Origin of the sequence: Pseudomonas frigoris, assembly GCF_047758635.1 — a bacterium.
Classification (GTDB): Bacteria; Pseudomonadota; Gammaproteobacteria; order Pseudomonadales; family Pseudomonadaceae; genus Aquipseudomonas; species Aquipseudomonas frigoris.
Map to the genome: position 1 here is coordinate 4568689 of NZ_CP180479.1, position 25044 is coordinate 4593732.

At 56.4% G+C, this 25044-nt stretch carries 27 protein-coding genes, 1 tRNA gene and 2 pseudogenes; 22 read left to right on the forward strand and 8 right to left on the reverse strand.

Translation table 11 applies throughout. From position 1 onward, the window contains the following. Positions 1 to 66: 66 nt before the first annotated feature. Positions 67 to 438 (reverse strand): histone-like nucleoid-structuring protein, MvaT/MvaU family, encoded by a 372-nt coding sequence (locus ACMXYH_RS20885; RefSeq protein ID WP_415764788.1) that lies wholly within the window; start codon positions 436 to 438, stop codon positions 67 to 69. 306 nt (positions 439 to 744) lie between these two features. Here ACMXYH_RS20885 and ACMXYH_RS20890 point away from each other — a divergent pair, with 306 nt between their 5' ends. The 9 genes from ACMXYH_RS20890 to ACMXYH_RS20930 are packed head-to-tail and all read left to right on the forward strand — an operon-like array spanning position 745 to position 8212. Then, entirely contained in the window at positions 745 to 1080 is a 336-nt protein-coding gene (locus tag ACMXYH_RS20890; protein ID WP_415764789.1) for an RAQPRD family integrative conjugative element protein, read from the forward strand. Next, on the forward strand, positions 1077 to 1316 hold the full coding sequence (locus ACMXYH_RS20895; protein ID WP_415764790.1) for a TIGR03758 family integrating conjugative element protein: 240 nt from the start codon (positions 1077 to 1079) through the stop codon (positions 1314 to 1316). The genes ACMXYH_RS20890 and ACMXYH_RS20895 overlap by 4 nt, the downstream gene beginning before the upstream one ends. 17 nt (positions 1317 to 1333) lie before the next feature. Beyond that, positions 1334 to 1705, forward strand: coding sequence for a TIGR03745 family integrating conjugative element membrane protein (locus ACMXYH_RS20900; protein ID WP_415764791.1), 372 nt, complete (start codon positions 1334 to 1336; stop codon positions 1703 to 1705). Positions 1706 to 1712: 7 nt separating this feature from the next. Next, complete coding sequence (locus ACMXYH_RS20905) at positions 1713 to 2126, forward strand: TIGR03750 family conjugal transfer protein (protein ID WP_415764792.1); 414 nt, start codon at positions 1713 to 1715, stop codon at positions 2124 to 2126. Beyond that, positions 2123 to 2764, forward strand: a complete 642-nt coding sequence (locus ACMXYH_RS20910) for a PFL_4703 family integrating conjugative element protein (protein ID WP_415764793.1) — start codon at positions 2123 to 2125, stop codon at positions 2762 to 2764. Before ACMXYH_RS20905 ends, ACMXYH_RS20910 begins: the two co-directional genes overlap by 4 nt. Then, positions 2761 to 3573: a TIGR03749 family integrating conjugative element protein gene (locus tag ACMXYH_RS20915; RefSeq protein ID WP_415764794.1), complete on the forward strand. Its 813-nt coding sequence runs from the start codon at positions 2761 to 2763 to the stop codon at positions 3571 to 3573. Before ACMXYH_RS20910 ends, ACMXYH_RS20915 begins: the two co-directional genes overlap by 4 nt. Then, positions 3563 to 5080 (forward strand): TIGR03752 family integrating conjugative element protein, encoded by a 1518-nt coding sequence (locus ACMXYH_RS20920; protein ID WP_415764795.1) that lies wholly within the window; start codon positions 3563 to 3565, stop codon positions 5078 to 5080. Before ACMXYH_RS20915 ends, ACMXYH_RS20920 begins: the two co-directional genes overlap by 11 nt. Next, positions 5043 to 5459, forward strand: a complete 417-nt coding sequence (locus ACMXYH_RS20925) for a TIGR03751 family conjugal transfer lipoprotein (protein WP_415764796.1) — start codon at positions 5043 to 5045, stop codon at positions 5457 to 5459. The genes ACMXYH_RS20920 and ACMXYH_RS20925 overlap by 38 nt, the downstream gene beginning before the upstream one ends. After that, positions 5459 to 8212: a conjugative transfer ATPase gene (locus tag ACMXYH_RS20930; protein ID WP_415764797.1), complete on the forward strand. Its 2754-nt coding sequence runs from the start codon at positions 5459 to 5461 to the stop codon at positions 8210 to 8212. Before ACMXYH_RS20925 ends, ACMXYH_RS20930 begins: the two co-directional genes overlap by 1 nt. Before the next feature lie 38 nt (positions 8213 to 8250). On the opposite strand, the gene ACMXYH_RS20935 is transcribed toward ACMXYH_RS20930, so the two are convergent. From ACMXYH_RS20935 to ACMXYH_RS20945, 3 genes are all read right to left on the reverse strand, one after another. Next, positions 8251 to 8985, reverse strand: a complete 735-nt coding sequence (locus tag ACMXYH_RS20935; protein ID WP_415764798.1) for a zeta toxin family protein — start codon at positions 8983 to 8985, stop codon at positions 8251 to 8253. Continuing rightward, complete coding sequence (locus ACMXYH_RS20940; RefSeq protein WP_093432225.1) at positions 8982 to 9230, reverse strand: hypothetical protein; 249 nt, start codon at positions 9228 to 9230, stop codon at positions 8982 to 8984. Before ACMXYH_RS20940 ends, ACMXYH_RS20935 begins: the two co-directional genes overlap by 4 nt. A gap of 378 nt (positions 9231 to 9608) precedes the next feature. Further along, positions 9609 to 9866 carry a LasR-specific antiactivator QslA gene (locus tag ACMXYH_RS20945; protein ID WP_415764799.1) on the reverse strand — a complete coding sequence of 86 codons (258 nt, stop codon included), beginning with the start codon at positions 9864 to 9866 and terminating at the stop codon, positions 9609 to 9611. A gap of 166 nt (positions 9867 to 10032) precedes the next feature. Between ACMXYH_RS20945 and ACMXYH_RS20950 the strand changes: the two genes are divergently transcribed. The 5 genes from ACMXYH_RS20950 (at position 10033) to ACMXYH_RS20970 (ending at position 14592) form a co-directional block, all read left to right on the forward strand. Beyond that, positions 10033 to 10287, forward strand: a complete 255-nt coding sequence (locus tag ACMXYH_RS20950; protein ID WP_415764800.1) for a helix-turn-helix domain-containing protein — start codon at positions 10033 to 10035, stop codon at positions 10285 to 10287. 105 nt (positions 10288 to 10392) lie between these two features. After that, entirely contained in the window at positions 10393 to 11349 is a 957-nt protein-coding gene (locus ACMXYH_RS20955; RefSeq protein ID WP_415764801.1) for a TIGR03756 family integrating conjugative element protein, read from the forward strand. After that, positions 11346 to 12728, forward strand: a complete 1383-nt coding sequence (locus ACMXYH_RS20960; protein WP_415764802.1) for an integrating conjugative element protein — start codon at positions 11346 to 11348, stop codon at positions 12726 to 12728. Before ACMXYH_RS20955 ends, ACMXYH_RS20960 begins: the two co-directional genes overlap by 4 nt. Positions 12729 to 12731: 3 nt before the next feature. Continuing rightward, on the forward strand, positions 12732 to 13040 hold the full coding sequence (locus tag ACMXYH_RS20965) for a hypothetical protein (RefSeq protein ID WP_415764803.1): 309 nt from the start codon (positions 12732 to 12734) through the stop codon (positions 13038 to 13040). Positions 13041 to 13050: 10 nt separating this feature from the next. Continuing rightward, positions 13051 to 14592, forward strand: a complete 1542-nt coding sequence (locus ACMXYH_RS20970; RefSeq protein ID WP_415764804.1) for a conjugal transfer protein TraG N-terminal domain-containing protein — start codon at positions 13051 to 13053, stop codon at positions 14590 to 14592. Here the strand turns inward: ACMXYH_RS20970 and ACMXYH_RS20975 are convergent. Then, positions 14581 to 14979, reverse strand: coding sequence for a DUF3742 domain-containing protein (locus ACMXYH_RS20975; protein WP_415764805.1), 399 nt, complete (start codon positions 14977 to 14979; stop codon positions 14581 to 14583). The two genes, ACMXYH_RS20970 and ACMXYH_RS20975, sit on opposite strands and share 12 nt — an antisense overlap. A gap of 456 nt (positions 14980 to 15435) precedes the next feature. Here ACMXYH_RS20975 and ACMXYH_RS20980 point away from each other — a divergent pair, with 456 nt between their 5' ends. Together ACMXYH_RS20980 and ACMXYH_RS20985 are read left to right on the forward strand one after the other, a co-directional pair. Then, on the forward strand, positions 15436 to 15774 hold the full coding sequence (locus tag ACMXYH_RS20980; RefSeq protein ID WP_415764806.1) for a hypothetical protein: 339 nt from the start codon (positions 15436 to 15438) through the stop codon (positions 15772 to 15774). Positions 15775 to 15902: 128 nt separating this feature from the next. Further along, positions 15903 to 16865, forward strand: a complete 963-nt coding sequence (locus ACMXYH_RS20985) for an ArdC family protein (protein ID WP_415764807.1) — start codon at positions 15903 to 15905, stop codon at positions 16863 to 16865. 137 nt (positions 16866 to 17002) lie between these two features. Here the strand turns inward: ACMXYH_RS20985 and ACMXYH_RS20990 are convergent, their stop codons facing one another. Then, entirely contained in the window at positions 17003 to 17200 is a 198-nt protein-coding gene (locus tag ACMXYH_RS20990; RefSeq protein WP_007901093.1) for a hypothetical protein, read from the reverse strand. A gap of 239 nt (positions 17201 to 17439) precedes the next feature. Here ACMXYH_RS20990 and mobH point away from each other — a divergent pair, with 239 nt between their 5' ends. The 5 genes and pseudogenes from mobH to ACMXYH_RS21015 all read left to right on the forward strand — a co-directional run bounded on the left by mobH (position 17440) and on the right by ACMXYH_RS21015 (position 23033). After that, positions 17440 to 19164, forward strand: coding sequence for a MobH family relaxase (gene mobH, locus ACMXYH_RS20995; RefSeq protein ID WP_415764808.1), 1725 nt, complete (start codon positions 17440 to 17442; stop codon positions 19162 to 19164). A 690-nt stretch (positions 19165 to 19854) separates the two neighbouring features. Next, complete coding sequence (locus ACMXYH_RS21000; RefSeq protein WP_415764809.1) at positions 19855 to 20637, forward strand: phage Gp37/Gp68 family protein; 783 nt, start codon at positions 19855 to 19857, stop codon at positions 20635 to 20637. Positions 20638 to 20668: 31 nt separating this feature from the next. Then, complete coding sequence (locus ACMXYH_RS21005) at positions 20669 to 21895, forward strand: three-Cys-motif partner protein TcmP (RefSeq protein ID WP_415764810.1); 1227 nt, start codon at positions 20669 to 20671, stop codon at positions 21893 to 21895. 262 nt (positions 21896 to 22157) lie between these two features. Further along, positions 22158 to 22365 (forward strand): annotated as a pseudogene (locus tag ACMXYH_RS21010) (hypothetical protein). A 356-nt stretch (positions 22366 to 22721) separates the two neighbouring features. Continuing rightward, a complete protein-coding gene (locus ACMXYH_RS21015) occupies positions 22722 to 23033 on the forward strand; it encodes a hypothetical protein (protein ID WP_415764811.1) in 312 nt (103 codons plus the stop codon). A gap of 120 nt (positions 23034 to 23153) precedes the next feature. On the opposite strand, the gene ACMXYH_RS21020 is transcribed toward ACMXYH_RS21015, so the two are convergent. Beyond that, entirely contained in the window at positions 23154 to 23387 is a 234-nt protein-coding gene (locus ACMXYH_RS21020) for a hypothetical protein (RefSeq protein WP_415764812.1), read from the reverse strand. 1091 nt (positions 23388 to 24478) lie between these two features. On the opposite strand from ACMXYH_RS21020, the pseudogene ACMXYH_RS21025 reads away from it, so the two are divergent. Further along, positions 24479 to 24694 (forward strand): annotated as a pseudogene (locus ACMXYH_RS21025) (transposase domain-containing protein); the annotation flags it as partial. Between the two features lie 220 nt (positions 24695 to 24914). On the opposite strand, the gene ACMXYH_RS21030 reads toward ACMXYH_RS21025, so the two are convergent. Further along, positions 24915 to 24991: transfer RNA gene (locus ACMXYH_RS21030), tRNA-Pro, on the reverse strand. Positions 24992 to 25044: the final 53 nt, after the last annotated feature.

Genomic DNA, 25044 nt, shown 5'->3' on the forward strand with positions numbered 1-25044 from the left:
ATTCAGGACTCATTATCCTCACCAACAAAAAGGGCCCTTGCAGAGCCCCTTGTAGTCAAACCGTTCTTACTGAGTACGCCACGACTCAACAACGTCTGCGCCAAACTCGATTTTCCATTCTTTCAACTGCCGGTGGTTACCTCCCTTGGTTTCGATCAGCTCACCAGAGTTCGGATTTTTGTAAATTTTTACATCGCGAGCTTTGCGGGCTGCCTTTACAGGTGCTGCTATTGGTGTCGAGGTACGACGGCCAGCCTCTGGATCCAGGATGCTAAGGATGTTCTTCAAGCTGAAGCCGTACTCGCCCAGCAACGCCCGCAATTTGCTCTCAAATTCCATTTCTTTTTTCAGGCCGGAATCACTTTTCATCGACTCAAGCTCTGCGAGCTGTTCGGCCAGTTGTTGCTCAAGCTTACGAAATTCAGCCAAACGAGACATGTGAAGCTTCCTTCAGGTTAGGGAAATGAGGAATGAATATTCCAATGCTAGGCGATGATTAGCTCTTCGTCACCCATGCTGCCTTCAAGCACGAGCTAATCTACTCATTGACGCATAAACAACACATTTCTATTGGGGTAGGAGTGCTGTCTGAGCTTTCTTTATCGCCAAATCGATTGCTGATGTATGTGTGAGTAATTTTCTTCCGCTCTCCCCCAAAAAAGCGATACATCCCACCTCGCGTTTACTACTGAATAATTCATCCCCTAACTTGATTCTGTCGCCATCTCCACATGGGCCAGCATCATGTCGACTACCGCCTTTCGCTGCTTGTTACTCCTTTCACTGGCCATCGTTCATGGCAGCAGCTATGCCGCATCAGCTCATGAGCAGGTGCAGCTCAGCTTGATTCAGCAGCAGCTCGACACTATCGAACGCCTTGCGACGCGAGCCGAGGTAGGCAGTACCTCTGAACCAAACGAACGCTATCGCTTCGACTATCCCCAATTGAACCAAGACATCCAGCGCATCCGTCAAGGTGTGCAGGGCTATCTGTCCCCCTCCCGCGCTCAACCCCGCGATCCCACTGAATTGGTCGGCGATTACCACCTCGACACTCCGCCCGAGGAGCCGTCGCCATGAGCATGACTGACTCCCAGACTTCCGCGTTCCAGAACGCTTCCGGCTTCTCGGCACAGAACAGTTCGACGCTCTGGCTGTCCCTGGTTCTGGTCCTGGCATTGCTCTGGTGCACCTGGGTGATGTGGACGGCTTACCGAGGGTGGGCGACTGGCAGTGTGCGCTTTGGAGCCTTCGGCGGCAGTGCCGCGCGCGTTTTGCTCGTCCTACTGGTCCTGATGTTCTTCACCCTGTCCTAATCCAGGAGATCGCCGTCATGCTCAAGTGCCTTGTCCCCCTGAAAAACAACCTACGTGATCGTGCAAGCCAACGCTTGATCAGTCTGTTGCTGGTGCTCGGTCCAAGCTTGGCCTTTGCCGAACTCCCGACCATGGAAGCGCCTTCGCGCGGAGAGGGATCCGGGTTGATCGAGACGATCAAAAACTACGCCTATGACGGCGGCATCTTGCTCGGTCTGCTGATCGCCCTGCTCGCGTTTCTCGGCGTGGCCTGGCATTCGCTGACCGTTTATGCCGACGTGCAGAACCAGCGCAAGACCTGGAAAGACCTCGGCGCGGTGGTCGGTATCGGTGCTCTGTTGGTGGTGATCATCATCTGGTTCCTGACCAAGGCTGCCGCGATTTTGTGAGGTTGGCATGAACGACACGATTGAACGCCTTGCCGACGGCACCTTGGTCTTTCTCCCGGAGCGAATCAATCGTGATCCCGCCGTATTGCGCGGGTTAACCAATGATGAGATGTGGATTGCTTTAAGTACCGGCGCACTCATCGGCCTGGTGGTGGGCGTTCCTCTGGCGATCGCCACCGCCTCCATTGCCGTGGCGCCGACCAGCATGATCGCAGGCATGACGGTGGTGCTGTTTGCCGGTGGCACGCTACTGCGTCGGGTCAAGCGAGCCCGCCCCGAAACCTGGTTGTACCGCAAGCTCGAATGGGTACTGGCCAGCCGTTGGCGCCCGGGTCGCGGGAGTTTGATCCTCCACTCCGGTGCCTGGACGGTTCGCCGCTCCCGCCGGCTACGTCCTGCCCTGTCCCGGTGGCAGCCATGAGCCGATTTCGGAACAAGGTGGACGCCCAACAAGCCCATATCTTCAGCCTGCGTCTGGCGGTAGTGATCCTTGCCCTGGTCTGTGCCGGGCTCTGGTACGGCTGGCGCTCGGCACCGACCGACCTGACCGTGCATGTCCCCCCGGATCTACGCTCGGGCAGCACTCGCAAGTGGTGGGATATCCCCTCAGAGAATGTCTATGCCTTTGCCCTGTACATCTTTGGTCAACTCAACCGCTGGCCCTCGGATGGTGAGCAGGATTATCGCCGCGCCATCTACGGCTTGCAGTCCTACCTGACACCCGCCTGCAAGGCCTTCCTCGATGGCGACTACGAGTACCGCAAGGCCGCTGGCGAACTGCGCCAGCGGGTGCGTGGCGTCTACGAAATTCTGGGCCGAGGCTACAGCGAAGATCCGGCACTCAGGGTCAAGCAACTCGACCGCGACAGCTGGCTGGTCAAACTCGACCTCAATGCCGATGAGTATTACGCCGCCGAACCGGTGAAACGAGTGGTGGTGCGTTATCCATTACGCGTAGTGCGTTTTGACCTGGACCCCGAGCGCAATAAGTGGGGGCTGGCACTGGATTGTTATCAGGGCACTCCGCAAAAAATCTCCCGGCCTGGAGGTGAGCCATGAAGCGGATTTCTACCCTGGGACTGACCGTCGCACTGATGCTATGGGGAGCTGCAGCGCAGGCCGTCGAGCTGATGCACTGGGAACGCCTCCCCCTCGCGGTCCCTCTGGTGATCAATCAGGAGCGAGTGGTCTTTATCGATGAGGACGTTCGAGTCGGCGTGCCCTCAACCCTGACGAGCAAGCTGCGCGTGCAATCAGCTGGCGGCACGCTGTACCTGCGCGCGTCGGAAGCCATTGCACCGACCCGACTGCAACTGCAATCAGTCGCAACGGGCGAGATCATCCTGCTGGATATCGCGGCCACTCCCGGCGATCAACCGCTGGAGCCCGTGCGCATTCTCAAGAATGCTCCGGTGCAAGCTACCGAGGCTGAATCTAGCACCGTCCCTGTTCCAGAACGTACACCGATCCCAGTCGCTTTGACGCGCTACGCCGCACAGAGCCTGTACGCGCCGCTGCGCACCTTGGAGTCCCTGCCCGGTGTACGCCGCGTCCCGCTCAAGCTGCGCACTGAACTGCCGACCCTGCTGCCGACCGAAAACGTGTCCAGCACACCCATCGCCGCCTGGCGACTCGGTGATTACTGGGTGACGGCGGTGAAGTTGCGCAATCGTGGTCCAGAGACGGTGCAACTCGATCCGCGTCGACTTCAGGCCAAGCTATTTGCCGCAGCCTTCCAGCATGCGTTCCTCGGCCCTGTCGGCAGTGCTGAAGACACCACGATTGCCTACCTCGTCACCCGCGGTGCCGGCCTCGAGCAAGCCGTGCTGCTCCCGCCCGTTGCGCGAGGTCCTAACGATGAAAGCTAACGCTTTGCTCAAATGGCTGGTACCGGCTGCGCTACTGGCCGTGGTGTTGATTATCCTGAAAAGCTGGGTCGCGGGGAGTAATACTTCCTCTCCAGAGCACCCAATTGACCAGGGCAATCTTCAGTTATCCGCCGAGCAAGCCAAGTCGCTCGGCATTGCTGGCGATACCCCGCGCGACACGGTCGCCACCCTGGTCGGCCAGGTGAAGGCCATGCGTAGCGACATGCTTGGTTTGAAGAAACACAACGATTCACTGCAGACGGAGAACAACCGCCTGCGCGAGCGGGAAAACAGCGTCGACTTGCGTATCCAGACGGCGCTTGGCAGCGTGACCCAGCAGGTCGACGAAGGCCGCCGACAAGCCAACGAGGCCCGACTCAAAGCGGAACAAGACAGTCGTCAGGCTCGCGGTCTGCTGACACAATTGCAGGATCAGTTGTCGGGGCTGACCGGCAAACGCAAGGATATGCCAATCGGATTGGGGCTTGAGCCCGGCGACGGTGCTCAGTTCGAAGGGCGGAGCTCTGCCAATGCTGCACTGCAGTGGATTGAACCCTCGGACGCTCTGTCCACCGACGACCGAGGCAAAACCAAGACCTCCCCCGCACTGAGTCTGCCTACCGCCTTCAACTCACTGGAAGCTTTGAAAGATAACGTCATTGATCGCAGCCAGAAACAGCTACGTGCAGACACCAAGGGGGAGCGTGACCTGACACGATCCGCTGATCGTACCGAAGGCGCGAAGCCGGTCTACACCCTTCCCGAAAACGCGACATTGATGGGCTCGGTCGCCATGACCGCGCTGATCGGCCGAGTCCCGGTGGACGGCACAGTGAATGATCCCTATCCCTTCAAGGTGCTGGTCGGTCCGGAGAACCTGACTGCCAACGGCATCGACCTGCCGGACGTCGCGGGGGCCGTGATGAGCGGCACAGCCTCCGGTGACTGGACCCTGTCTTGCGTACGCGGACAGGTCGAGTCGATCACCTTTGTGTTTACCGATGGCACCATCCGCACGGTGCCTCAGCCGAAGGCGGTGGCCAGCCGCAATGCCTCCACCACCCAGAGTTCGAACACCGACAAGATCCGTGGCGGACTCGGTTACCTGTCCGATCCGTATGGCATCCCGTGCATTGCCGGCGAGCGCCGCTCGAACGCTAAACAATACCTTGGTAGCCAGAGCCTGATCACGGCGGCTGGCGCCGGTGTCGCGGCCTTACTCGGTGATGAGAAGAGCAACAGCAGCGTGATCAGTTCGGGCGGCAGTACCCTCGGAGTCACCAACAGCAATGGCAATAGCGCACTGAATTCAATTCTCAGCGGTGGAGTCAGTGACATCCGCGAGTGGATGAACAAGCTGTATGGCGAAGCCTTTGCTGCCGTGTACGTGCCACCGGCAGCCCAGGTCGCACTGCACCTCGACCATGAGATCACCATCGACTACGAGCCTAAGGGCCGGAGCGTTCGCCATGAAAAAGACCATACCTCTCTGCCTGACCTGGATTAGCCTGTTCTGCTGGGTCCTGACAGGATGTTCCACCGACAAGGGGACACTGCTGCCCCATGGCGAGCAAACCATGTTGGACATCTGGAGCGGCGCCGGTTCGCAAGGCACTCAGCAGCAACTGCTGGAGGTTCGGCAGCAGCTACGCCGTCCGCTGGCCCTGGCAGATTTCTCCGCTTCTCTCCAGGAACCGTACACGCGTACAGCGGCGAACGAGATCCGCAACCTGTTCCCTCGCTTGCCCAATCCCGATCTAGTGCTGTACGTGTATCCGCACCTGAGCGGTACCGAGCAGGCACCGGTCCCGGGTTACTCGACCGTTTTTCCGTTCTACCAACGGGTGCAGTACGCATTACCGGGTGAACGTCAGGAAGACTTGTAGTGCGTACCGGCGATTCGGGCAACCGCACTCCCGCGTGGAAAGCCTGGCGCAACCCATTACGCACTCGCGCCACCTTGGCCGATGAAGCCGCACTCTATGCGCACAATCCCAGCTTCACCGATCACCTGCCGTGGGTCGAATACCTCGACACCGAGCAGTGTTTTCTGCTCGATGACAATCGCTCGGTGGGGGCGGTGTTCGAGTTGCTGCCTATCGGCACCGAAGGGCGCGAGCCCGATTGGCTCATGACGGCCCGCGATGCCCTTGAAGATGCCCTGCAGGATAGCTTTGACGAGCTGGATCAAGCGCCTTGGGTGGCGCAGTTTTTCTGCCAGGACGACAACGACTTCACTCCCTACCTGAACCGGCTCTCTGGCTATATTCGGGACAGCGCGCTAAGCACGGTCTTCACCCAAGCGTACCTGAAACTCACTCGCCTCCATCTGAAGGCCATCGCCAAGCCTGGCGGTCTGTTTGAGGATAAGGTGGTGACACGCCTGCCCTGGCGCGGCAATAACCGGCGGGTGCGCCTGGTGGTCTATCGTTGGCTTGAGTCTGACGCTGAGGAGACAGGACTCACCCCGGTGCAATCCCTGCATCAGGCTTGCGAACGAATCGGTGCCTCGTTGCAGGCATGCGGGGTGCAAACGACGCGAGTCGATGGCCGCGGTTTGTATGCCTGGTTGCTGCCCTGGTTCAATCCAGCCCCGAAGCTCACCGATGAAGCGCCCGAGGAGTTCTACCGCCGCGTGGCCTTTCCGGAGTCGGGTGACGGTGAGTCGCTGGCACTGCCCTTCGACCACGACTTTGCCGAGCGGCTGTTCTTCAACGAACCGCGTTCGGATGTGCAGCACGGACTCTGGTTTTTCGACGATCAACCCCATCAGGTCATGGTGGTGGACAAGCTGCGCCGGGCACCGTCGATTGGTCAACTCACCGGAGAAACCCGTAAGGGCGATGCAGTCAACGCCCTGTTTGACCAGTTACCTGAAGGCACGGTGATGAGTCTGACCTTGGTGGTCAAACCGCAGGATGTACTTGAGGATCAGTTGAACCGCCTGGCTCGCAAAGCCATCGGTGAAAACCTGGCCTCGACCCAGACCCGCCAAGATGTTGAAGAGGCTCGTGCGATCATCGGTCGTCAGCACAAGCTGTACCGCGGCACGCTGGCGTTCTACCTGCGCGGCCACGATAAGCAGCAATTGCACCAGCACTCGGTCAGCCTGGCCAACGCGCTGTTGGGTGCTGGGCTGCAACCGGTACACGAAGGCGATGAAGTCGCCGCCTGCAACAGTTACCTGCGTTGGTTGCCAATGGCTTACAACCCGGCCCGCGACACGCGCAACTGGTACACCCGCCTGATGTTCGCTCAGCACCTGGCGAACCTCGTTCCGGTCTGGGGCCGCAGCACCGGCACTGGCCACCCGGGCATCACCCTGTTCAACCGCGGGGGTTCGCCACTGAGCTTCGACCCATTGTCACGCCTGGACCGGGCCATGAATGGTCATTTGCTGTTATTCGGCCCCACCGGTGCCGGCAAGTCAGCCACCCTGGTCACCTTGCTGATGCAGGTCATGGCCGTGTACCGTCCTCGCTTATTTATCGTCGAGGCCGGCAATTCGTTTGGTTTGCAGGGTGACTACTTCGCGACACAAGGTCTCTCAGTCAACAAGGTCCAATTGAAACCTGGCGCCTCGGTCAGTCTCGCACCCTTTGTCGATGCTTGGCGCCTGGTCGAGCAGCCGGATCGGGTGGCGAGTCTGTCGATCGATGAGCTGGACGATGAGGTGGTAACCAGTCGCGAAGACCAGCGTGATGTTCTCGGCGAACTGGAAATCACTGCCCGTCTGATGATCACCGGCGGCGAGGCCAAAGAAGAGGCGCGCCTGAGTCGAGCCGATCGCAGCTTGATCCGCGAGTGCATTCTCGATGCGGCGCAGACCTGCGTCGCCGCGGGCCGGCAGGTACTGACCCGCGACGTACGCGACGCCTTGCTGCGCGTCGCCGCCGACCCGCACTTGCCGGAGAAACGCCGCGAGCGCGCCCAGGAGATGGGCGAGTCCATCGACCTGTTTTGCCAGGGTTTCGAGGGCGAACTGTTCGATCGCGAGGGCACGCCTTGGCCCGAGAGCGATGTGACCATTGTCGACCTGGCCACTTACGCGCGCGAAGGCTACGAGGCACAGATGTCCATCAGCTACATCAGCTTGATGAACACCGTGAACAATCTTGCCGAGCGCGACCAGTACCTGGGCCGACCGATCATCATGGTCACCGACGAGGGTCATATCATCACCAAGAACCCGTTGCTGGCGCCGTTCGTGGTCAAGGGGACGAAGATGTGGCGCAAGCTCGGCGCTTGGTTCTGGCTGGCGACGCAGAACCTTGCTGATTTCCCCACGGCTGCGCAGACCATGCTCAACATGATCGAATGGTGGATTTGTTTGAATATGCCGCCGGCGGAGATTGAAGAAATCGCTCGCTTCAAGAAGCTCACGCCGGCACAAAAGGCCTTGTTGCTCTCCGCCAGCAAGGAGCCGGGCAAATACACTGAAGGGGTGGTGCTATCGAAAAAGCTCGAAACGCTGTTTCGAGCCGTGCCGCCCAGCCTCTATCTCGCCTTGGCCATGACGGAGCCTGAGGAAAAAGCCGAGCGCTGGACACTGATGCAGAACAACGGCTGTTCGGAGTTGGAAGCGGCGTACCGGGTAGCTGAACGGATCGATAGCGCGCGAGGAATAGAGCCAATATAAGGGAGGAGTGACGCCCCCGGCTTTGGGCAATCCGGCAGCTAGCCGTTGGACACCTTTTCAACGTAGGCATCCATGAACCAGTCTGGGACCTCATCAACCTTGAATTCAAGGTCAGTCCCATCCGTAACTTCGGCCAGCAGCACCAAGTCAGCGCCGGAGTTATCGAAGATGTAGGCCCGGTTTGAAGCTGCAATAGCCGCAGGCAGCAGATTCAGGCAACGGCCGTAACGCTGGACAATTTTCTCTGTGGGAACTGGGTGCCCGCCTGCCGCGACACGGTTCCTGACCCTGTTGATATTGATGTCAGGGTCTTCAGTTGCCACAAAGTAGAGATAGGTTCGGTATCCCGACTCTCTTGCCTTGAGCATAAATGCGATTTTGTCGTCGCTGGACATCACCGTTTCAAAGGTGAAAGACAGCTGGCCTTCGCGGAGCTTGTTCCGGATGAAGTCAGAGAGCACGGAGGCAAAATAGGAGTTCATCGCGACCGCCTGGAAATTCAGACCGTTGCTGCTAAAACCTATTTTGGCCGCCTCCTCATCGAGCCGGGCAGACCTGACCAGCCGATGCTCCCGAATGAAACCGAGGACTTCATCACTCTCAGGTTCCAGTTGAAAATCACTGAACTCCAGACGACCGCTCTCTTTGGCAGCCTTCTCGATTTCATCCGGGTTAATGTAGATACCGATCAGGTGGGAAGGTATGGCACTTTTCATCGTGCTCTTGCCGGAGCCGTTGGGTCCAGCAAAGACCCTCAACCGAGGGACAGTCATGAGCAGCGGCGCACCTTGATTACGCCACCCTGCGTCACTTTGTGCTTGGGCTTAGCCACCCGAATGACCTTGTGCTTACCGTCAGCAGTCGTTTCAACAAGCATGCCGTTCATGACTTCCATCACACTGCGGCCGGCAGCCAGCGCGTTGATATAGGCGGTATTGATGGCGCCTTCAGCCATGACCGGGATCTTATCCTCCAGTCGGCTCACCAGATCGTCACTCAACACTCGTTTGGCTTTCATATCGCGCTCCACGTTCTCAGAGCGTGCAGAATCTGCACTTAATCAGAATCTTAGCTACGTAAACCTGTTTGTAACAGGACGAAAGCTACTTCTGTCAGCCCCCATTCTAGAGGAATGGCGTCTGGAACCATACCTTTCAAGAGATTTTCACGCTCGATGCATGACCGGAGGCATTTGAGGCAAGTACCGCACTTGACGCAGCGCCCAAATAAGGAAAGCGCTATCCCCCACCAAGTCTTCAGCCGTTGGACAAAAACGCGCCAGCTACCAGCAAGAAGCGACAATCGTTCTTATGCTGCAATCAACTGATCTGTGCCTATGTGGCCAGTCGAATGAAAACCGACGATCAAGACGATGCAATCGCCACGAGCAATAGGGTTAGTGTGACACGCTCCGAAGCCGTTGCTGAATCCTCAACAGAAAACCGGCTTCAAAAGCATCTTGGCAGTCACCGACAGGAAAGGTCTTGCGGGTTTGCGCCAGCTCCCACCACAGGGGTATCTCGCCGGGCGTATCAAGCCAAGCCTGAGCACATTGCACGCCACGTTCGATCATCGGGGAAAATTCGCTGCCCCAAGGCGTCAGAAGACTTGGGCAACCATCCGCCGCAGGAATTGAAATGTAGTTTTCGTCCATACCCACCCTAGATTTCTGATTTATTGTTAGACGCGGAGACAGCCTCGAAAATCCTAACGAAGCCAAATGAAAGCTCGATAACAGGCATGAGCATCAAATAGCCTAGATATGCCAATGTAGACTATATCCCGTGGATTGAGAGTCCCTCAAGGCGCAATTTGCGCGCATGACTCAAGACTACGAACAGCTTCGTGTGCAGCTAGCGGAAAACATCCGCTTGATGCGACGCGTAAAGAACCTCACCCAAGAGCAATTGGCGCTCATGGCCGAGGTGGATCGTACCTACGTCAGTCAAATCGAACGATGCACGGGCAATCCGTCGCTGTTGGTCCTGTGCAAGCTGGCCAATATTCTCGAAATCACCACAGATCAGCTACTTGTAGAACCCGATGCCCTGCGCAGCGCCCTTCACGTCAAATAATAGTCTCACGTCCCGCAAATCCGATAGACCCGCCTTCATAATTTCCACTGACAGTCTTCAGTCCGTAACCGAACCTGCCCAGGCCATACACCGAGAGCCTGGATCATGCCTGTTGCCTGCTCGTCAATCCCGCCCACAACGCTACGGCCCTTGGCGCTGAGCATCCTGCTGGCGTGTGGGCCAAGCATGGCGCTGGACACCGCCAGCATCACCTCCTCCGTGCTTTCGCCAAACTGCCTCGCATACAGGGTCGTCGGCATTTGTTTCTGGCTCCTCTGCACACCCTTCGGCTGCACAGTCAAAACCTCGACCAAGGTTCGTCATTTCATTCCTGAGCTGGTGGTGTCGAGCTACGCCACCACCGGCAACAATCCCTGGACCGAGATGGCCCCCCTATCCTCCCCCATCATTGGTGCGGAAGGTGGCGGCAACCTGATCACGCCGAACAGCCGCCGCGACAACCTGCCCCGCTTCAAGAATGTCGATGGCATCGGCCACCCGGGTGGCTGGGTCGCTACGCAACTGGCTTCGCAATCCGGCTATGCTTGCGCCAGCGGTGCAACTGCGTTCATGCCCTACTACCTGAGTACCCTGGACTCACTGGCCTGGCGCCATGGCATCCCAGAAAGTCTTTACCCCGAGTCGCTCATGCCGGGGATCCGTGAAATCGGTCGTCAGGCCTCAGGAGCCATGTGGGGCAATGTCTATCCTCGACAGGGCTTTCTCGTGCAGCCCGACGATTTCAAGGCGGCCGCCGTCATGGCGCAACGGGCGGGTGATGTGATTACCCGCAACTGGCAGCCGCATGTGTACTTACCACTCACACCCGCCAAACGCGACGGCTACTGGCCGCCTGGCCCAATCGTCGAAAACGACGCTTCGACCCACAAATGGCAATTGCTCTCCCCCCAAATTCAGCCCACGTGCGTCATCTTCCCCAGCGATCCGGTACAGAGCACGGATGGCGGCTACGCCTGGTCGCTGTGGCGCCCCTACAGCTGCTGCAAGCGCGAAGGACAGACCTTTCTGTTCAGCATCGACTTCGAAGGCGGTGCTTCATGAGCCGGCTTCGCGCGCGACCATGGTTGGGCGTGGTGAGTCTGTTGCTCTACGGGCTGCTAGCCACTGCCACACATGCATACGCCGCCGAAGGCGATTACCGCTTGGGCACCCAAGGCGAAGTACTCGATGACCGAGTGATGTACACCATCGGTGGCGGCTCGGCAGTCGGCTCACCGAGTTCGCTCTACCGACCCAGTGGTCTCGGTGTCGGCGGCTCCTGGCGAGCGAACATGATGTGCGGAAACATGAGCCTCACCAACACCCTGCAAAACCAGCTGAACGGCGTCACTGAAGGTTTCCAGCAGATCATGGGCAGTATTGTGCAGAACGCGACCCAAGCGGTGATGTCGCTGCCGGCGTTGATCATCCAACGCGCCAACCCCGGCCTCTATGAGTTGTTGAGCAACGGGGTGATGCAGGGGCGTATCGACTTCGACCGCTCCAAACTGACCTGCCAGGCCATGGCCGAAAAGATGGCGGACAAGGTCGGTCAAGCCGGTTGGGGCGCTCTGGCCAAGAACCAAGAAATGCAGGGTAATCTGGAACAAACCGGCGGTGATGCGGTGGCCGCGGTGAAAAACACCGAGGCCCATAACGGCAATAATGGGGTGTCCTGGGTCGGCGGTTCGAAGGCCGGTGGTAATGGGCAGATGCCCATTCGGGTGACCTCCGACGTGGTGCGTGCGGGCTATAACCTGCTGCATAACCGGTCGGTGGATGACAGCACCTCGATCAGTAGCAGCGACTGCTTAGGCGGGGCCATTTGCCAGACCTGGGCGTCGCCCCAGGAGGAATCCGAATGGGCCGTTCGGGTGTTGGGCGAGAGCGAGGTCGCGACCTGCGACACCTGCGAAACTCTGCGTGCGACCGCTGGCAGCGGACTGACGCCACTGATTCAGGAGGCCTACAGCGAACGCCTCAAGGCCCTGCAAGGGTTGCTGTCTGGCTCACTGTTGCCTACCCCTGACAACCTGGCTAAAGCCTCCAGCCCGATGCTGCCGGTGACCCGAGGTGTGGTCGAAGCCCTGCGCGACGATCCCGACCAGGATCTGTTGGCACGGCGCTTGGCCAGTGAGACGGCCTTGTCCAGCGTACTCGACAAGGCGCTCCTGCTACTGCGCACTCTGCTGGCGGGCAGCCACGAACCGAACATCGCTTCAGCCGAGCCGGCCCAAACCGCCTTGACGAAAAATATCGACGCCCTGGAGCGCGAAATACGCCTGCTACAGACCGAGCTGCAAGTCCGGCAGATGCTGGCCACCAACACCGCCAGCCTGGTGCTCGATCGGCATGCCGGCGGCGCCGACGCATCGCGCACCGTCGAGCAAGGCGACCCTGAGCCCGGCCGACTCAATGACGCCGATGCCAAGCGCAAGTAAGCCATGAAACGCTCGCGGCTATTCACTTTGCTTTCGAGTCTGGGGACTGCTGCGGTGATCATCCTGACCGCCGCACTGATCGCCTGGCTCGGTCGCATTGAGCTGGGCAGCTTTGAGGCCTGGCAGCAAGCGTTCGAAGCCGTACGGCCTTATCTGCGGTGGTGGCGTGCCCTGCTCTACGGCGCCCTCTTTGCGCTCTGGTGGGATCTGCTTCGGCGCTACCAACATCGGCCACTGGATCGACTGCGCGTGAAACGCATCGGGACATTAGGATTCGTGCTCTTTACCTGCGTCGAACTCACCCGACTGTGAGGTCACCACCATGCTCATGAGCACTAACAGCTACTTGGAGTTTTACCTCTCCCTGCTGGCCTGGATCATCAACAACGGTCTCTGGAGTGTACTGTCCGATACCGGACTGTTCGCCGCGCCCTTTGGTGCGATCATCTTGCAAGAGTGGTTGTCGGCTCGTCAGCAAGGCGCGGATGAAGGCAACAAGGGACTATTGTCGGTACCGCGGATCGAGAACCGGTTGTGGCTGGCCTACATCGTCGTCTTGTTCGGCTGCGCGCCGGTCTTTCCGTTGAGCCTCTCGTCAATGGCGTTCGATGATGCGGCAAGCCAGCGCTGCGGTGTCAGTGTGGCCAAGCCGGCGGAAACGGCCTGGGGGACCACCTTCAACACCATCGGCGAACGCTCCGCCAACGTACCGATCTGGTGGTTTCTGGTGCATACCCTGAGCAAAGGGGTAACCGCGGCGGCCACTGCCTCCATTCCCTGCGCACCGGATATCCGGCAGATGCGCATGGAGATCGACAGTTCGCGCATCGACAACCAGGTACTGCTGCAGGAAGTCGCCGACTTCACCCGCGACTGCTATGGCTACTCTCGTTCCCGACTGTTCACCAACCGTCCGCAGTTGGACAAGGCACAAAGTCACGACGCGTCCTGGATCGGCTCAAGCTATTTTCTCGATACACCTGGCTACTACGACACGGACCGCTCACGCACGCCGCGAGTCAGTTGGCCATATGGCGAAAGCCGCGATGTCTCCTTGCCTAAACCAGAAAATGGTGCGGGCTACCCCACCTGCAAGCAGTGGTGGAGCGATAGCGATGTAGGGCTGCGCGAGCGTTTGATTGAGCAGGTCGATCCTTCGCTGCTGACTCAGTTGAAAGGTTGGTTGACTGGCCGTTCGAGCAACGAGATCGAGGATGCCACCCTGCGCGAACTGGTCAGTCCGCGCCAGCAATCGTTGTCCATGTCGCCTGGACAGGTGTACCAGGACTATGGCTCCAGCGCTCGCGGCGGCTCGATCAATCAGGGGCTCAATAACCTCGCCACCAACACCGGACTGGCTCTCGGTTCCTTCAGCAACTTCCCGGCAATGAATGCACTACGCGCCGCCCTGCCGATGGTGCAGGCCTTTCTGATCATGGGCGTCATCATCAGTTTGCCGCTCATTCTGTTGGTCAGTACTTACCAGCTGAAGACTGTGATGACGGTGACGTTCGCGCTGTTCACGCTGCACATGCTGAGCTTCTGGTGGGAGCTCGCACGCTGGGTCGACTCCAGCATGCTCGACACCTTGTACAACCAAGTTTCGGCTTCCAATCAAGTGCTGTTATCGCTGCCCACATCCGGGTTTATGGATGGGACGGTCACGGCGCAGGTAATTGAGTATGTGATGGGGGCGATGTTCATCGTGCTACCGATGCTGTTTCTAGGAGCCATGAGCTGGGCAGGATACTCAGTCGGCAACGGGATTCAAGGCATGTTGGCGAACGGTAGCAAAGCCGCAAGTGATTCAGCGAGTAAAGGTACGGATCAAATATTGGGTGCTGCTAAGCGCTCAATTAGATGACTTGCTGTCGCCTATATAATGCCCATTGTCGTCGAAGTCACCGATGTAGAGATCAGCACCCAGGTAGTCTGGCCCTGGACTTTCCTCTTGATGATCGGAACCAACAAAAGCCCTGAACCACAGCAAAGTGATGACAGCCAACATCATCACAAAAAAAGTAACCAGCCAAACACTGACAAAGAGCAAACCTCCGATCAATGCCAGTTTGGCAATGAGAAAGCTCCCGTGAACGAGTAAGTTACCCGCAGGTATACGTGCCGTCACCGCACGCTCAGCCACGCAGGACTCAAACGTTTTCAACTTACGGTAACCACGCTTTACCGACATGCCACATGTGTACGCCCAGCGGTGGGCACGTGAATTCTGAACAGGTTGCTGAGTCGGCATGCTCTCGCCCTCTTCTGAGCGTTTTCATGGTTGAGACAGGAGTAACAGCCTACTACTGAAAACTTTCCATGCCTGACCGTTTATCAGTTTGCCCAGCCGAAAAAATCCTCACTGGAAGACAGAAGACAAGCCCCGTGAAAGAGCCTATCTACAGTGATTGACCCATATAAGTCGTCCGGCTAAATACAAGGTACAGATCGCTGTAATCAACAGCACCTGCCCAGGTAGCCAGAGCCTTCAAGGCTACATCACTTCGGTGATGGTTCCCCCCAAGTGCGATTAGCGTTCGGTGGCTCGCACGGTGACCGTTTCTACGGTGATGAACGCCTACTGTTCTTCTGAGCGCCTTTCGAGCTCTGCTCGTGAGGTAAGCCCTCTTGATTTTCTTCAACCCACGGCGGGGAGATCTTTCCCTGCACGGGACAGGTTTCTTCGCGTTTTCAACGGAGGCACACCATGTCCGACTCCCTTACACCGGAAACACTGAACACCCTTCGGTTGCCCATCGTGTTCACTCCTGGCGCGTGGCAACGCGCAGTACTGCTCGATTGTTCCGATCACGCTGAGAAGCTGAAGGTTGATCGGCTGAGCCACATATTGCGCGCAGCCTTCGAGGCTCACCTGGCCTCTCCATACGAGCCCTATGTACTGTTCGAGGTAGTACACATTCAACCAACAGATCACTTAGACCACGATCCGTTGCTGCAATTAAGTCTCAGCCTACTCCAAGAACCGGGTCAGCCTGGCGCCTTGCTGATAGCGCTTGCAGAAGAGGCCAACGCTAAACGCAGATAACCGTACTCAGCTCTCAAATCCACATTCGGACGGCATGCAAGACCTGCATCAATCCAACCCATCACCCAACAGGGGAACCCTCCCCGACGGGCAAGGCGTTCCTCCGTTGTTCTCTCGAGGAAAATGCCATGCGCGATATCTACCAAGACGTGACTGACAAAATCGTTGCCGCTTTGGCCCAAGGCGCAGCTCCCTGGATCAAACCCTGGTCCTCAGGTGGCTCAACTGACATCGGTCATCATCAACCCTATCCCATTAACGCCATCACGCGGTGTCCCTATTCGGGGATCAATTTACCGTTGCTCTGGGCCGAGGCTAGGTTGCAGGGATTCACTCAAGATCGTTGGCTGACCTTCAACCAAGCCAAAAAGGCCGGCGGGCACATCCGTAAGGGTGAGCACAGCGCCCTGGCGGTACTCTACAAGCCGATGGAGCGCGAGGAACAGACCGAGTCAGGCCAACCCGTACTCGATGAAAACGGTCAGCCCAAGGTCGCTCACTTCGGTATTCTCAGGACGCATTTCCTGTTCAACATCGAGCAAACAGAAGGGCTCGACACTTACGATGAAACACTGATCGACACAGAACCGACTGATCCCTTCCTGGCCAACAGCGCTGCGGAAAATCTGCTGTTAAGTTCGGGTGCACACATCGTTCATCGGCCTGCCGACGAAGCCTTTTACCACCCGATCAGGGATCTCATCCAACTGCCGACAAAAGCGCAGTTTCACGATGAAGGTGGGTACTACGCCACCGCACTTCACGAGCTGACGCACTGGACGGGGCATCACTCTCGGTTACAGCGCGAGGGGGTGACCTCATCCTGTCCGTTCGGCTCGCCAGGCTATGCCTTTGAGGAGTTGGTCGCCGAGATGGGCGCTGCGTTTTTATGCGCCTACGCTGGCATTCAGGGAGAGCTGCGGCACGAGGGCTACATCGACTCCTGGCTCAGCCTGCTCAAAGCAGACAAACGTGCGATCTTTCGTGCCAGTGGCCAGGCCCGAAGCGCCTCGGAGTATGTACTCAACCTGGAACAGCAACTGAAGCAGGCGGCCTTGGACGACTCACTATGCATGAACGATGGCGCTTAATTGTTACCTCACCGCTAAAAACGCTGCACAGGGCCCAACGCGAGTTGAGCCCTTTTTTCTGTTTCCAGAAAACAGACGGCATCACGCGGCGGGCCCCTCACGCAAAGAACAAGAGAGGGGCACACACCCGCAGCCTGTCATTCCGCATCCAGGTTCTGCGCCAGAAAATCCACCAACTCGAGCGGGCTCCGGCTATCGATCACCTTGTAGATCAGATCGCGTTTGCTGCGCGGCAACTTCTTGACCACGCTCTTCGCCGAGGCCCTGACGGCTTCGTCGGTCCCATGGATACGTGCCGCGAGTAGCAACACGAGCGTGGCGTCAGTGAGGTTCATGGCAAGACCCAAAAAATATGCAGCGCAGTGTACCGACTCTTTTCTTTTCCGTACTAGCCCCCCAACAAATCGATGCCTAGGGGTATCCATATTTCGATTGCCGCGCAAAGGGACACGAGCCAAAAGGACGGGTAAGGGTTGGAAGGGAATGGGGACTCAAGGGTAAGAGCTCTATCCGAAAAGGCTAAAAGGCTAAAAGGCTAAAAGGCCACTGACCCAGCCACTTCCCGGAGGTCACGATGCTCAGTCTGTTTCGCAGCAAAAGGAAGAAGCCCCCTCCGCCACTGACAGCGAGCGTCGGCGAAGGTTACCTGTCCGTCGAGTCAGCCCACAGCTTGTTAGCTCCGGAACACCGCCGCCAGTTGCTCGATCGCATCTGGCAGTACACCGCCCTCTCTCACGCGCAGTTCATTCAGCTCTATTTAAACCCGATCCATCGCTACGCCGAACAGGTCCAGCAACTCCCGGCCAGCGAGACGCATCACCATGCGTATCTCGGCGGCATGCTCGACCATGGACTGGAACTGGTCGCCTGCAGTTTGAAACTGCGCCAGTCGTATCTACTCCCCACTGGCGCCGCGCCCGAAGACCAGGCCGCCCAGACCGACGCTTGGTCCGCCGGTATCGCCTACGGCGCCCTACTGCATGACATTGGCAAGATCGCCGTGGACCTGCGGGTCGAGCGCCAGGATGGCCGTCTTTGGCATCCTTGGCAGGGCCCGCTGGATCAGCCCTACCGTTTTCGTTACATCAAGGGTCGCGACTATCACCTGCACGGCGCCGCCGCGGGTTTGGTCTACACCCAGATTCTCGACCGCCCGATATTGGATTGGCTCAGTGGGTTTCCGTCACTGTGGGCCTGCCTGCTGTATGTCCTGGCGGGCCAATACGAACGTGCCGGCGTGCTGGGCGAGTTGGTCATTCAGGCCGACCGCGTCTCCACGGCACAGAACATTGGCGGCAACCCGAACAAGGCGCTACAAGCGCCGAATCATTCGCTGCAACATCACTTGATCAGCGGACTGCGTCATCTAGTTCAGCACGAGCTGAAACTCAACCAGCCGGGTGCCGCGGGTTGGCTAACTCAGGACGCCCTGTGGCTGGTCAGCAAGACCGTCACCGACAAGCTGCGAGCGTATCTGCTGTCGCAAGCGATTGAGGGCATTCCCTCATCCAACATCGCGGTGTTCGACGAACTGCAATCGTATGGTCTGGTCGAGTCCACCCCGGAAGGTAAAGCCATCTGGACAGCTCTTGTCGCACAGGGAAACTGGCAGCAGAGCTTTACCTTCCTGCGCCTTCAACCTACTTTGATTTGGGGCAGCGAAGACCGCCCCGCCGCGTTCAGCGGAACGGTGAGCGTGGCACTCGATGACCACCCGACGGGCGCTCCGGTATCACCACCAGCGCGCAAGGCAGGCGGAACAGGACCGCATCAAAACCAATCGCTGGAAGATCCTATGGCGATGGAGGATGCCGACTACCTCGGAACGTTGCTGGATATGTTCGAGATGGGAGACCCCGAAGTGCGTGATACGCCGTCAGAAAATGCTCTCGAAGTCTCAAGCTCCCCTTCGGACAACCCAGGTCAGGTTTTCCTGAATTGGGTCGAGGAAGGCATCCAGAGCCACAAGCTGATCATCAACGACAGCAAGGCCAAAATCCACACGGTGAGCGGCACCGTGCTATTGGTCACACCAGGTCTCTTCCAACGCTACGCGCAGGAGTTTCCTGGTATCTCACAGGATTCCGATCAAGAGATTGAAGAATGGCGTTGGGTGCAGAAGCAGTTCGAAAAACTGAAGGTCCACAGGAAACGAGACGATGGCTTGAACATCTGGATCTGTCAGGTCGAAGGTCCTCGGAAGAAAGCAAGACTCAAAGGTTATTTACTAGAAAAGCCGGAACTGCTGTTCGAAACGATACCTGCCGACAATCCTTTTCTCTCACTTGAACCAGAATGAACATGCAAATATCGCAAGGTTCACCATCTCTAGATACAGAAGGTCAAGACCGCACTCCTGTTAGTGCAAACAGAGATGCTCAGTTTGTGATCAATCCTTTGCATCCTGCATACGTCATGGCGCATAGACAGTTATCCACAGAAATACTCACGTTATTTGTGGATAGCTTTTAATCCGATGCAATGGGTTTTAGAGCCCTGCACACCGCATCGTGTCGGCCCTGTCAGGTGGAATGGTCTCAAGCAGGTCAGGATCATTCATCAATGTCATCGCCAGGGGCTGTTGAACCGAAGAGCTTCGGGCAGGCAAACCCATAGTGCTAAATGACCTTTCTGATCTCTCTCTCCTACCCTGAAGGGCGCTTGCGGGCCTCATGGATTCAACCTCTTCACTGCGACAAGGCTGTTCTCCGACCTTAGCGTCCTCTGCAGCTACAGCCCGACCATCCCCGGACTCGATCTGAGGCATCCAGCGGCAAATCTCAACACTCCCTCAAGCTCGCCCCTTCCCAGACGAATCTCAGCACTTGCCGCTATACTGTATATAAATACAGAGCATAATCTGTAGATTCGAACTCGCCGTCTCATGGCTGCCCTAACGGCAAGGAATTCACTATGATGGCCACTGAATTCGGCTCGCTCGATCAGAAATGCGCCAGTTAGGAACGCAAACGAGGAGCTAGGAAGGGATATGGCAGAGACACAGATTGAATGGACAGACTCTACTTGGAATCCAGTAGCTGGCTGCTCCATCATTAGTGCCGGGTGCAAAAACTGCTATGCCATGGAAATGGCGCGACGGCTTGAAGCCATGGGCACTTCAAAGTACATGGGCTTGACCCGCAAAAAGAACAAACGCATCGTCTGGAACGGTTCAATTGTTGAGGACTACGACTCCCTGGCGATCCCCTATCGGTGGAAGAAGCCCAGGAAGGTTTTCGTGAACTCTATGAGTGACCTCTTCCACGAGAAGGTCAGTGATGAGTTCATCCTCGAAGTCTGGAAGGTTATGCGTGAGACACCACATCATAATTACCAGATACTGACTAAGCGACCAGAACGAATGAAGCAAATCCTGAGCGACGTCATCACAGAGGTACTGCCGAACGTATGGCTTGGTACCTCAGTGGAGGATCAGGAAGCTGCTGGCCGTATTCAGTTTCTGAAAGAAACGCCTGCGCAGATTAGGTTTATTTCCTTCGAGCCACTCATCGGGCCTGTTGGCAGAGTTGACCTGTCGCATATCGACTGGGCCATTGTAGGTGGCGAAAGCGGTAACAAAGCACGACCGATTAAAGAAGGATGGATCGATGAGATCTACACGCAATGCCTCGAGAGCGGAACAGCATTTTTCTTTAAGCAGTGGGGAACATGGGGTGAAGACAATGTTCGTCGCTCAAAAAAAGCCAACGGTAGAGAATATCGTGGCAAGACCTGGGACGAAATGCCTATAAAGCTGGTAGGCATGGCCTAGAAGATCTACCGTAGCCTGACAAGGAAAATCCATGGCTGAGAAGAAGTACGCTTGGGAAGAAGGTGCCACTCTTGCCGAGCATTCACGGAAAAAGCATCAGATACTTCGTGAGTATTTTTACGAATATGTGATTACGCGGTGCAAACATCCTCAGGTCAGAAAGTTTCGCTTAGCAGTGGTCGACGGGTTCAGTGGAGCAGGCCGCTATCATTGTGGCTCGGCCGGCTCACCTGTGATTTTTGTTGAAGAATTAACCCGCGCCATCACTGACATCAATCTCAATAGGGCATTGACCAATTTGCCATTGGTGGATATTGAGTGCAGCCTAATTCTGAATGATGCAGACAAGAACGTGATTGAACTACTCAAAGGAAATTTAACCCCAAGTTTGATTCAGAGTACCAGCTCGAACAATCATTTAAAGATAACACCGCATTATTCTAGTGACTACTTTGAAAATGCATACCCGACGATTAAATCGCTAATCCAATCCGAAAGGCATAAAAATATAATATTCAACCTTGATCAGTGCGGACACAGCCATGTGCGAACCGAGACTCTAACCGACATGATGGGCCTCAACGATTCCGTCGAAGTCTTTTACACATTTGTTATCACAGCTCTATTGGCTTTTTTGAAGCAAAATGATCCAAAGGCACTTTCCACACAGCTCTCTTATCTGCAACTTACCAATCAAGATTTTGAGGTGTTAGTAGAACAAGCTTCCAAGCGTGCCTGGCTAGGGGTGGCCGAACGTATCGTATTCGAAAGCTTCAAGAAGTGTGCGAGATTTGTCAGCCCATTTTCGATTAATAATCCTGGTGGGTGGCGGTATTGGCTGATTCACCTGGCAAACTCTCACCGAGCAAGGCAGGTTTACAACGACATTCTCCACCAGAATAGTGAAATGCAAGCTCACTATGGTCGATCAGGATTGAACATGCTTGCCCATGACCCAAATGAGGAAAAAACACTTTATCTCTTCGACGCCTCTGCCAGGGATCAAGCAAAGGATCAGCTCCAGGAGGATATTCCTCGTTTCCTGCATGACGGTGGCCAGCCATTGTTGGTCAAGGACTTCTACGAACGGATTTACAACAACACTCCTGCTCATAGCGACGACATTAATTCTGCGATAATTGGAAGCCGTGAGCTCGAAGTCAAAACACCTACGGGCGGCGTGAGACGAAAGTCTAGCCAAATCGATACCAAAGATTTCATCGCATTCAAAAAGCAAACAAGCTTCTTTTTCAAATAAGGTATGTGCGCTATATCAATAAACTCCGCACTCAGGGCCATACTCGTAGCAGTGGCCGCGTCGATATGATCGTACTTCGGGGCTCTCTTAGCTACCGGTAAACTGGCCCACAGATCTTCAGGATCTGCGCAGGCCAGAATACCAAGCCTGCTTGAGGGCTGGTAACTATAATGGACAGTGACTTCAGACGCCCGGCAGCTCGAGCACGAGTAACGTCTAGGCATTAAAGGACTACTCTCTCTTTTTCCAAGGAGGAATTGTGATGTCCAACGCAGACCAGCTCCCTTCCCTGCTTTTCAAAATCAACGAAAACCAACTCGCGCTCGAGGCCGCTATCATGTAACTCACGATTTGGGTTGAGCAGCGTGGATCAAACGACGTAGCCGGAACGTTCGGGGCCACTGGAGGCGATCGACAGGAACAAAGTGCTCATCAAATTGACTCTTGCGGTACTTATGGCACTGGAGTAATCCGGCTCGGCCTGGGTAACCTGAAAGCGTCCTACGTGTTCGCTAGGTAGGTCGACAATCCGATCTGGTTTTCGGATTGCTTCGAAGTAAAAATCTAGCCGCGACATATGTCGCAAAGAAGCGATTTCTCCGACCCTGCCCCGTTGCCTGCATTCTGCCGATTACAGATTCAGCCATGGCTATACCAAATTTGACACTAACACCATGTTGGAAGAAATTGAAAATGCGGCCCCGCTCGACCTGTAATCCCAGCGACAGCGGTTGCAGCCCAAATCCTCGACATGCAGGTTACATTTCCACTAGCGGCCAAGTGCTCAGTCGATTACTGGCTAATGATTTTTTATAGGAGTTAATAAATGCTAAATCGCCCAGATAAAGACGCGCTTCGCGCGATGCTCGACGCTCAAATTCAAGAAAAGCTACAGCGCGACCCGGACGCGGTAACGACTTATGCAGCTAAGCCTGAACCAGAGAGAAAACCCTACACCAGTAAGCCCACGGTTCAGGACAAGGCGTTCCACAAGGAGCTCGACCAGATGCGTGCGGATGCCGAAGCCGGAGTGATACATAAACCTAAGGAGGATCAGGCCGACGATGTTAAAACTAGCCTCGCGCTTGACGATTACCCTGGCCTGAAAGAGGCAGGTTCAGTATCAAATCAGTGGTGATGCTTGGAGCTTGTCATGTGGTTTCATCCAACACAGGAAAAGCACACGCAGGGCCATGGCTGAAAGAGACTTCTGTAGCCCTCCTGATACATGTGTGTAACTGAGGCGTCAACTCACCTTTCATAGCAGTAGCAGCGCTTCGTGAATCTCAATCGAAGGTGTAACGCCTTTTCCGCGTCTGCTATCGAGCCAATCTCTGGTTTTGCTGACGTCGAAGATCTGCCCCTGATCCATCAAGGCCAAAATGAGTTCATCAGAAACCCGATAGCGCCCGCAGTCTGGACAATCTCTTTCTTCCCACGGGCCTTGACACTGAATGCGCTCGGCAGCACCGACACAGATCAAACAATTCATCGTGATCACTCTTTTATATTTGTTAACCGATCCGTCGTCGCGAGTCAGTTGCGACGGCCTGCACACGGGCACTTAATCAGGTGGACTGAGCAGATTGATAGAAAGTTCGCAGCGATGGCGCGTTCCGTTCCAATAGGTCGTATCTCGTCCTTGTCTCGACACCGGCGAGAGCGGCAGTTGCAGATTTGCCAGCAATCGCCTAGCTTTGCTTAACTGCTGCAGGTAGCGTGACTCGAGTGCAGGCGTAGAACAGCATTCCCAAGACGAGCTGCCCTGAGAATAACTCAACTATCCCCATGCCATGCGTCGGCATAACTCCAACGGATGGCAAGCCATTTCGGGCTGCCACCGACAATTCCTGCATCCTCTGCAAGCTACTCAAGTTTTGATCATCCTTCCGTGCTGAGGCCTCCATTCCAAGAACACACGTTGCCCTGGCCGAGCCTCAAATTAGTCACTGTTGGGCTTCTTGACTAATAGCGGAGTCGCCGACGCCTATGATGAATCGCATGCTTTCACCGAGAAAAATCATTTCTCCCAGAACCCCTCCACCGCCCAATCATGCGACCTCTCGTCATGAGGATATATAAATTGAGGTCGAACGATAACGTACTCCTTGCCAAGTCGACTTTCGTTCTCGAGCGAGCCACTTTCCTTGCTGCCAAACCGAGGCTTCACCGAGCAGAAGTTGTTCACCAGCAAACCGGGCAGTAGCTGATTGGGCTGAATGACCCTCGCGCTCCCATGACCACTACTACTGCAATCCGCGCTCAGAGTGAAGCCTCACAGGCGTGCACTGAACCACCGGAAGCTTATCCTGCGGTGTCCCGGGCTCTCAATTTATTGGCGGCTGACATCTAAGCTGTTGGCGCCGACGCCGAATTGACCTACCCGCCGACGCAAGACTGACCCAACTCCAATCGGCAGAAATCCAGCACAGGAAATGGGTTCGCGAGGAATCAGACTGGGTCTGTAGCATCTCGGTAACTGGGTCAATTCAGCGTCGGCGCCAACAGCTTGAGCCGTGCGCTGGGAAACTCGCATGCACGGTTCTTAGGGGGTTGGACGCGGGTAACCGCGTCTGACTACCCGACAATCAAATCCGGCCGTGGGCTCTTGGGCGCTCGAACTTCGCGGGCTCGTTACGTCGCGGTAAACGTGCGGCGGCGATCATGAGTTTGATCCAGTCGGCGTGGCTCAACGGGCATGATCCGTATGCTTACTTGAAGGATGTTCTTACACGCCTACCAATGGAGCGTGCGAGTGAGATTACCGAGTTGTTGCCGCACAGGTGGGCGCCCGTTTAGTCACGCAAGGTGTGTTGGACGGGCGCTTACGCTCTAACGCCCATCGTTGCTGCTTGTGCCAAAGCTAGCGCGAGGTAGTGCCAAAGCCGACGCTAGCTCACAGCCCTTGAGATACCAAAGCTACCTAGATCCAGAATATTCGTGGGAGTAAATGTGGGAGTATTTTTTTCGACATGAAAAAGCCCAATCTTTCCGGATTGGGCCAAGTCATTGAAAAATATGGTCGGGACGGAGTGATTCGAACACTCGACCCCTAGCACCCCATGCTAGTGCGCTACCGGACTGCGCTACGCCCCGACTAGGCGTGAAACCCGTTCCTCTTCTCGAAGAACGCTCAAGAATATATCGCA

Coding starts and splice junctions, on each gene's coding strand:
- ACMXYH_RS20955 (WP_415764801.1), top strand. CDS start 10,393: ATGCCTGTTGCCTGCTCGTCAATCCCGCCCACAACGCTACGGCCCTTG.
- ACMXYH_RS20915 (WP_415764794.1), top strand. CDS start 2,761: ATGAAGCGGATTTCTACCCTGGGACTGACCGTCGCACTGATGCTATGG.
- ACMXYH_RS20910 (WP_415764793.1), top strand. CDS start 2,123: ATGAGCCGATTTCGGAACAAGGTGGACGCCCAACAAGCCCATATCTTC.
- ACMXYH_RS20885 (WP_415764788.1), bottom strand. CDS start 438: ATGTCTCGTTTGGCTGAATTTCGTAAGCTTGAGCAACAACTGGCCGAA.
- ACMXYH_RS20970 (WP_415764804.1), top strand. CDS start 13,051: ATGCTCATGAGCACTAACAGCTACTTGGAGTTTTACCTCTCCCTGCTG.
- ACMXYH_RS20905 (WP_415764792.1), top strand. CDS start 1,713: ATGAACGACACGATTGAACGCCTTGCCGACGGCACCTTGGTCTTTCTC.
- ACMXYH_RS21005 (WP_415764810.1), top strand. CDS start 20,669: ATGGCTGAGAAGAAGTACGCTTGGGAAGAAGGTGCCACTCTTGCCGAG.
- ACMXYH_RS20975 (WP_415764805.1), bottom strand. CDS start 14,979: ATGCCGACTCAGCAACCTGTTCAGAATTCACGTGCCCACCGCTGGGCG.
- ACMXYH_RS20895 (WP_415764790.1), top strand. CDS start 1,077: ATGAGCATGACTGACTCCCAGACTTCCGCGTTCCAGAACGCTTCCGGC.
- ACMXYH_RS20920 (WP_415764795.1), top strand. CDS start 3,563: ATGAAAGCTAACGCTTTGCTCAAATGGCTGGTACCGGCTGCGCTACTG.
- ACMXYH_RS20950 (WP_415764800.1), top strand. CDS start 10,033: ATGACTCAAGACTACGAACAGCTTCGTGTGCAGCTAGCGGAAAACATC.
- mobH (WP_415764808.1), top strand. CDS start 17,440: ATGCTCAGTCTGTTTCGCAGCAAAAGGAAGAAGCCCCCTCCGCCACTG.
- ACMXYH_RS20940 (WP_093432225.1), bottom strand. CDS start 9,230: ATGAAAGCCAAACGAGTGTTGAGTGACGATCTGGTGAGCCGACTGGAG.
- ACMXYH_RS20990 (WP_007901093.1), bottom strand. CDS start 17,200: ATGAACCTCACTGACGCCACGCTCGTGTTGCTACTCGCGGCACGTATC.
- ACMXYH_RS20980 (WP_415764806.1), top strand. CDS start 15,436: ATGTCCGACTCCCTTACACCGGAAACACTGAACACCCTTCGGTTGCCC.
- ACMXYH_RS20945 (WP_415764799.1), bottom strand. CDS start 9,866: ATGGACGAAAACTACATTTCAATTCCTGCGGCGGATGGTTGCCCAAGT.
- ACMXYH_RS21020 (WP_415764812.1), bottom strand. CDS start 23,387: ATGAATTGTTTGATCTGTGTCGGTGCTGCCGAGCGCATTCAGTGTCAA.
- ACMXYH_RS20985 (WP_415764807.1), top strand. CDS start 15,903: ATGCGCGATATCTACCAAGACGTGACTGACAAAATCGTTGCCGCTTTG.
- ACMXYH_RS21000 (WP_415764809.1), top strand. CDS start 19,855: ATGGCAGAGACACAGATTGAATGGACAGACTCTACTTGGAATCCAGTA.
- ACMXYH_RS20935 (WP_415764798.1), bottom strand. CDS start 8,985: ATGACTGTCCCTCGGTTGAGGGTCTTTGCTGGACCCAACGGCTCCGGC.
- ACMXYH_RS20965 (WP_415764803.1), top strand. CDS start 12,732: ATGAAACGCTCGCGGCTATTCACTTTGCTTTCGAGTCTGGGGACTGCT.
- ACMXYH_RS20925 (WP_415764796.1), top strand. CDS start 5,043: ATGAAAAAGACCATACCTCTCTGCCTGACCTGGATTAGCCTGTTCTGC.
- ACMXYH_RS20890 (WP_415764789.1), top strand. CDS start 745: ATGTCGACTACCGCCTTTCGCTGCTTGTTACTCCTTTCACTGGCCATC.
- ACMXYH_RS21015 (WP_415764811.1), top strand. CDS start 22,722: ATGCTAAATCGCCCAGATAAAGACGCGCTTCGCGCGATGCTCGACGCT.
- ACMXYH_RS20900 (WP_415764791.1), top strand. CDS start 1,334: ATGCTCAAGTGCCTTGTCCCCCTGAAAAACAACCTACGTGATCGTGCA.
- ACMXYH_RS20960 (WP_415764802.1), top strand. CDS start 11,346: ATGAGCCGGCTTCGCGCGCGACCATGGTTGGGCGTGGTGAGTCTGTTG.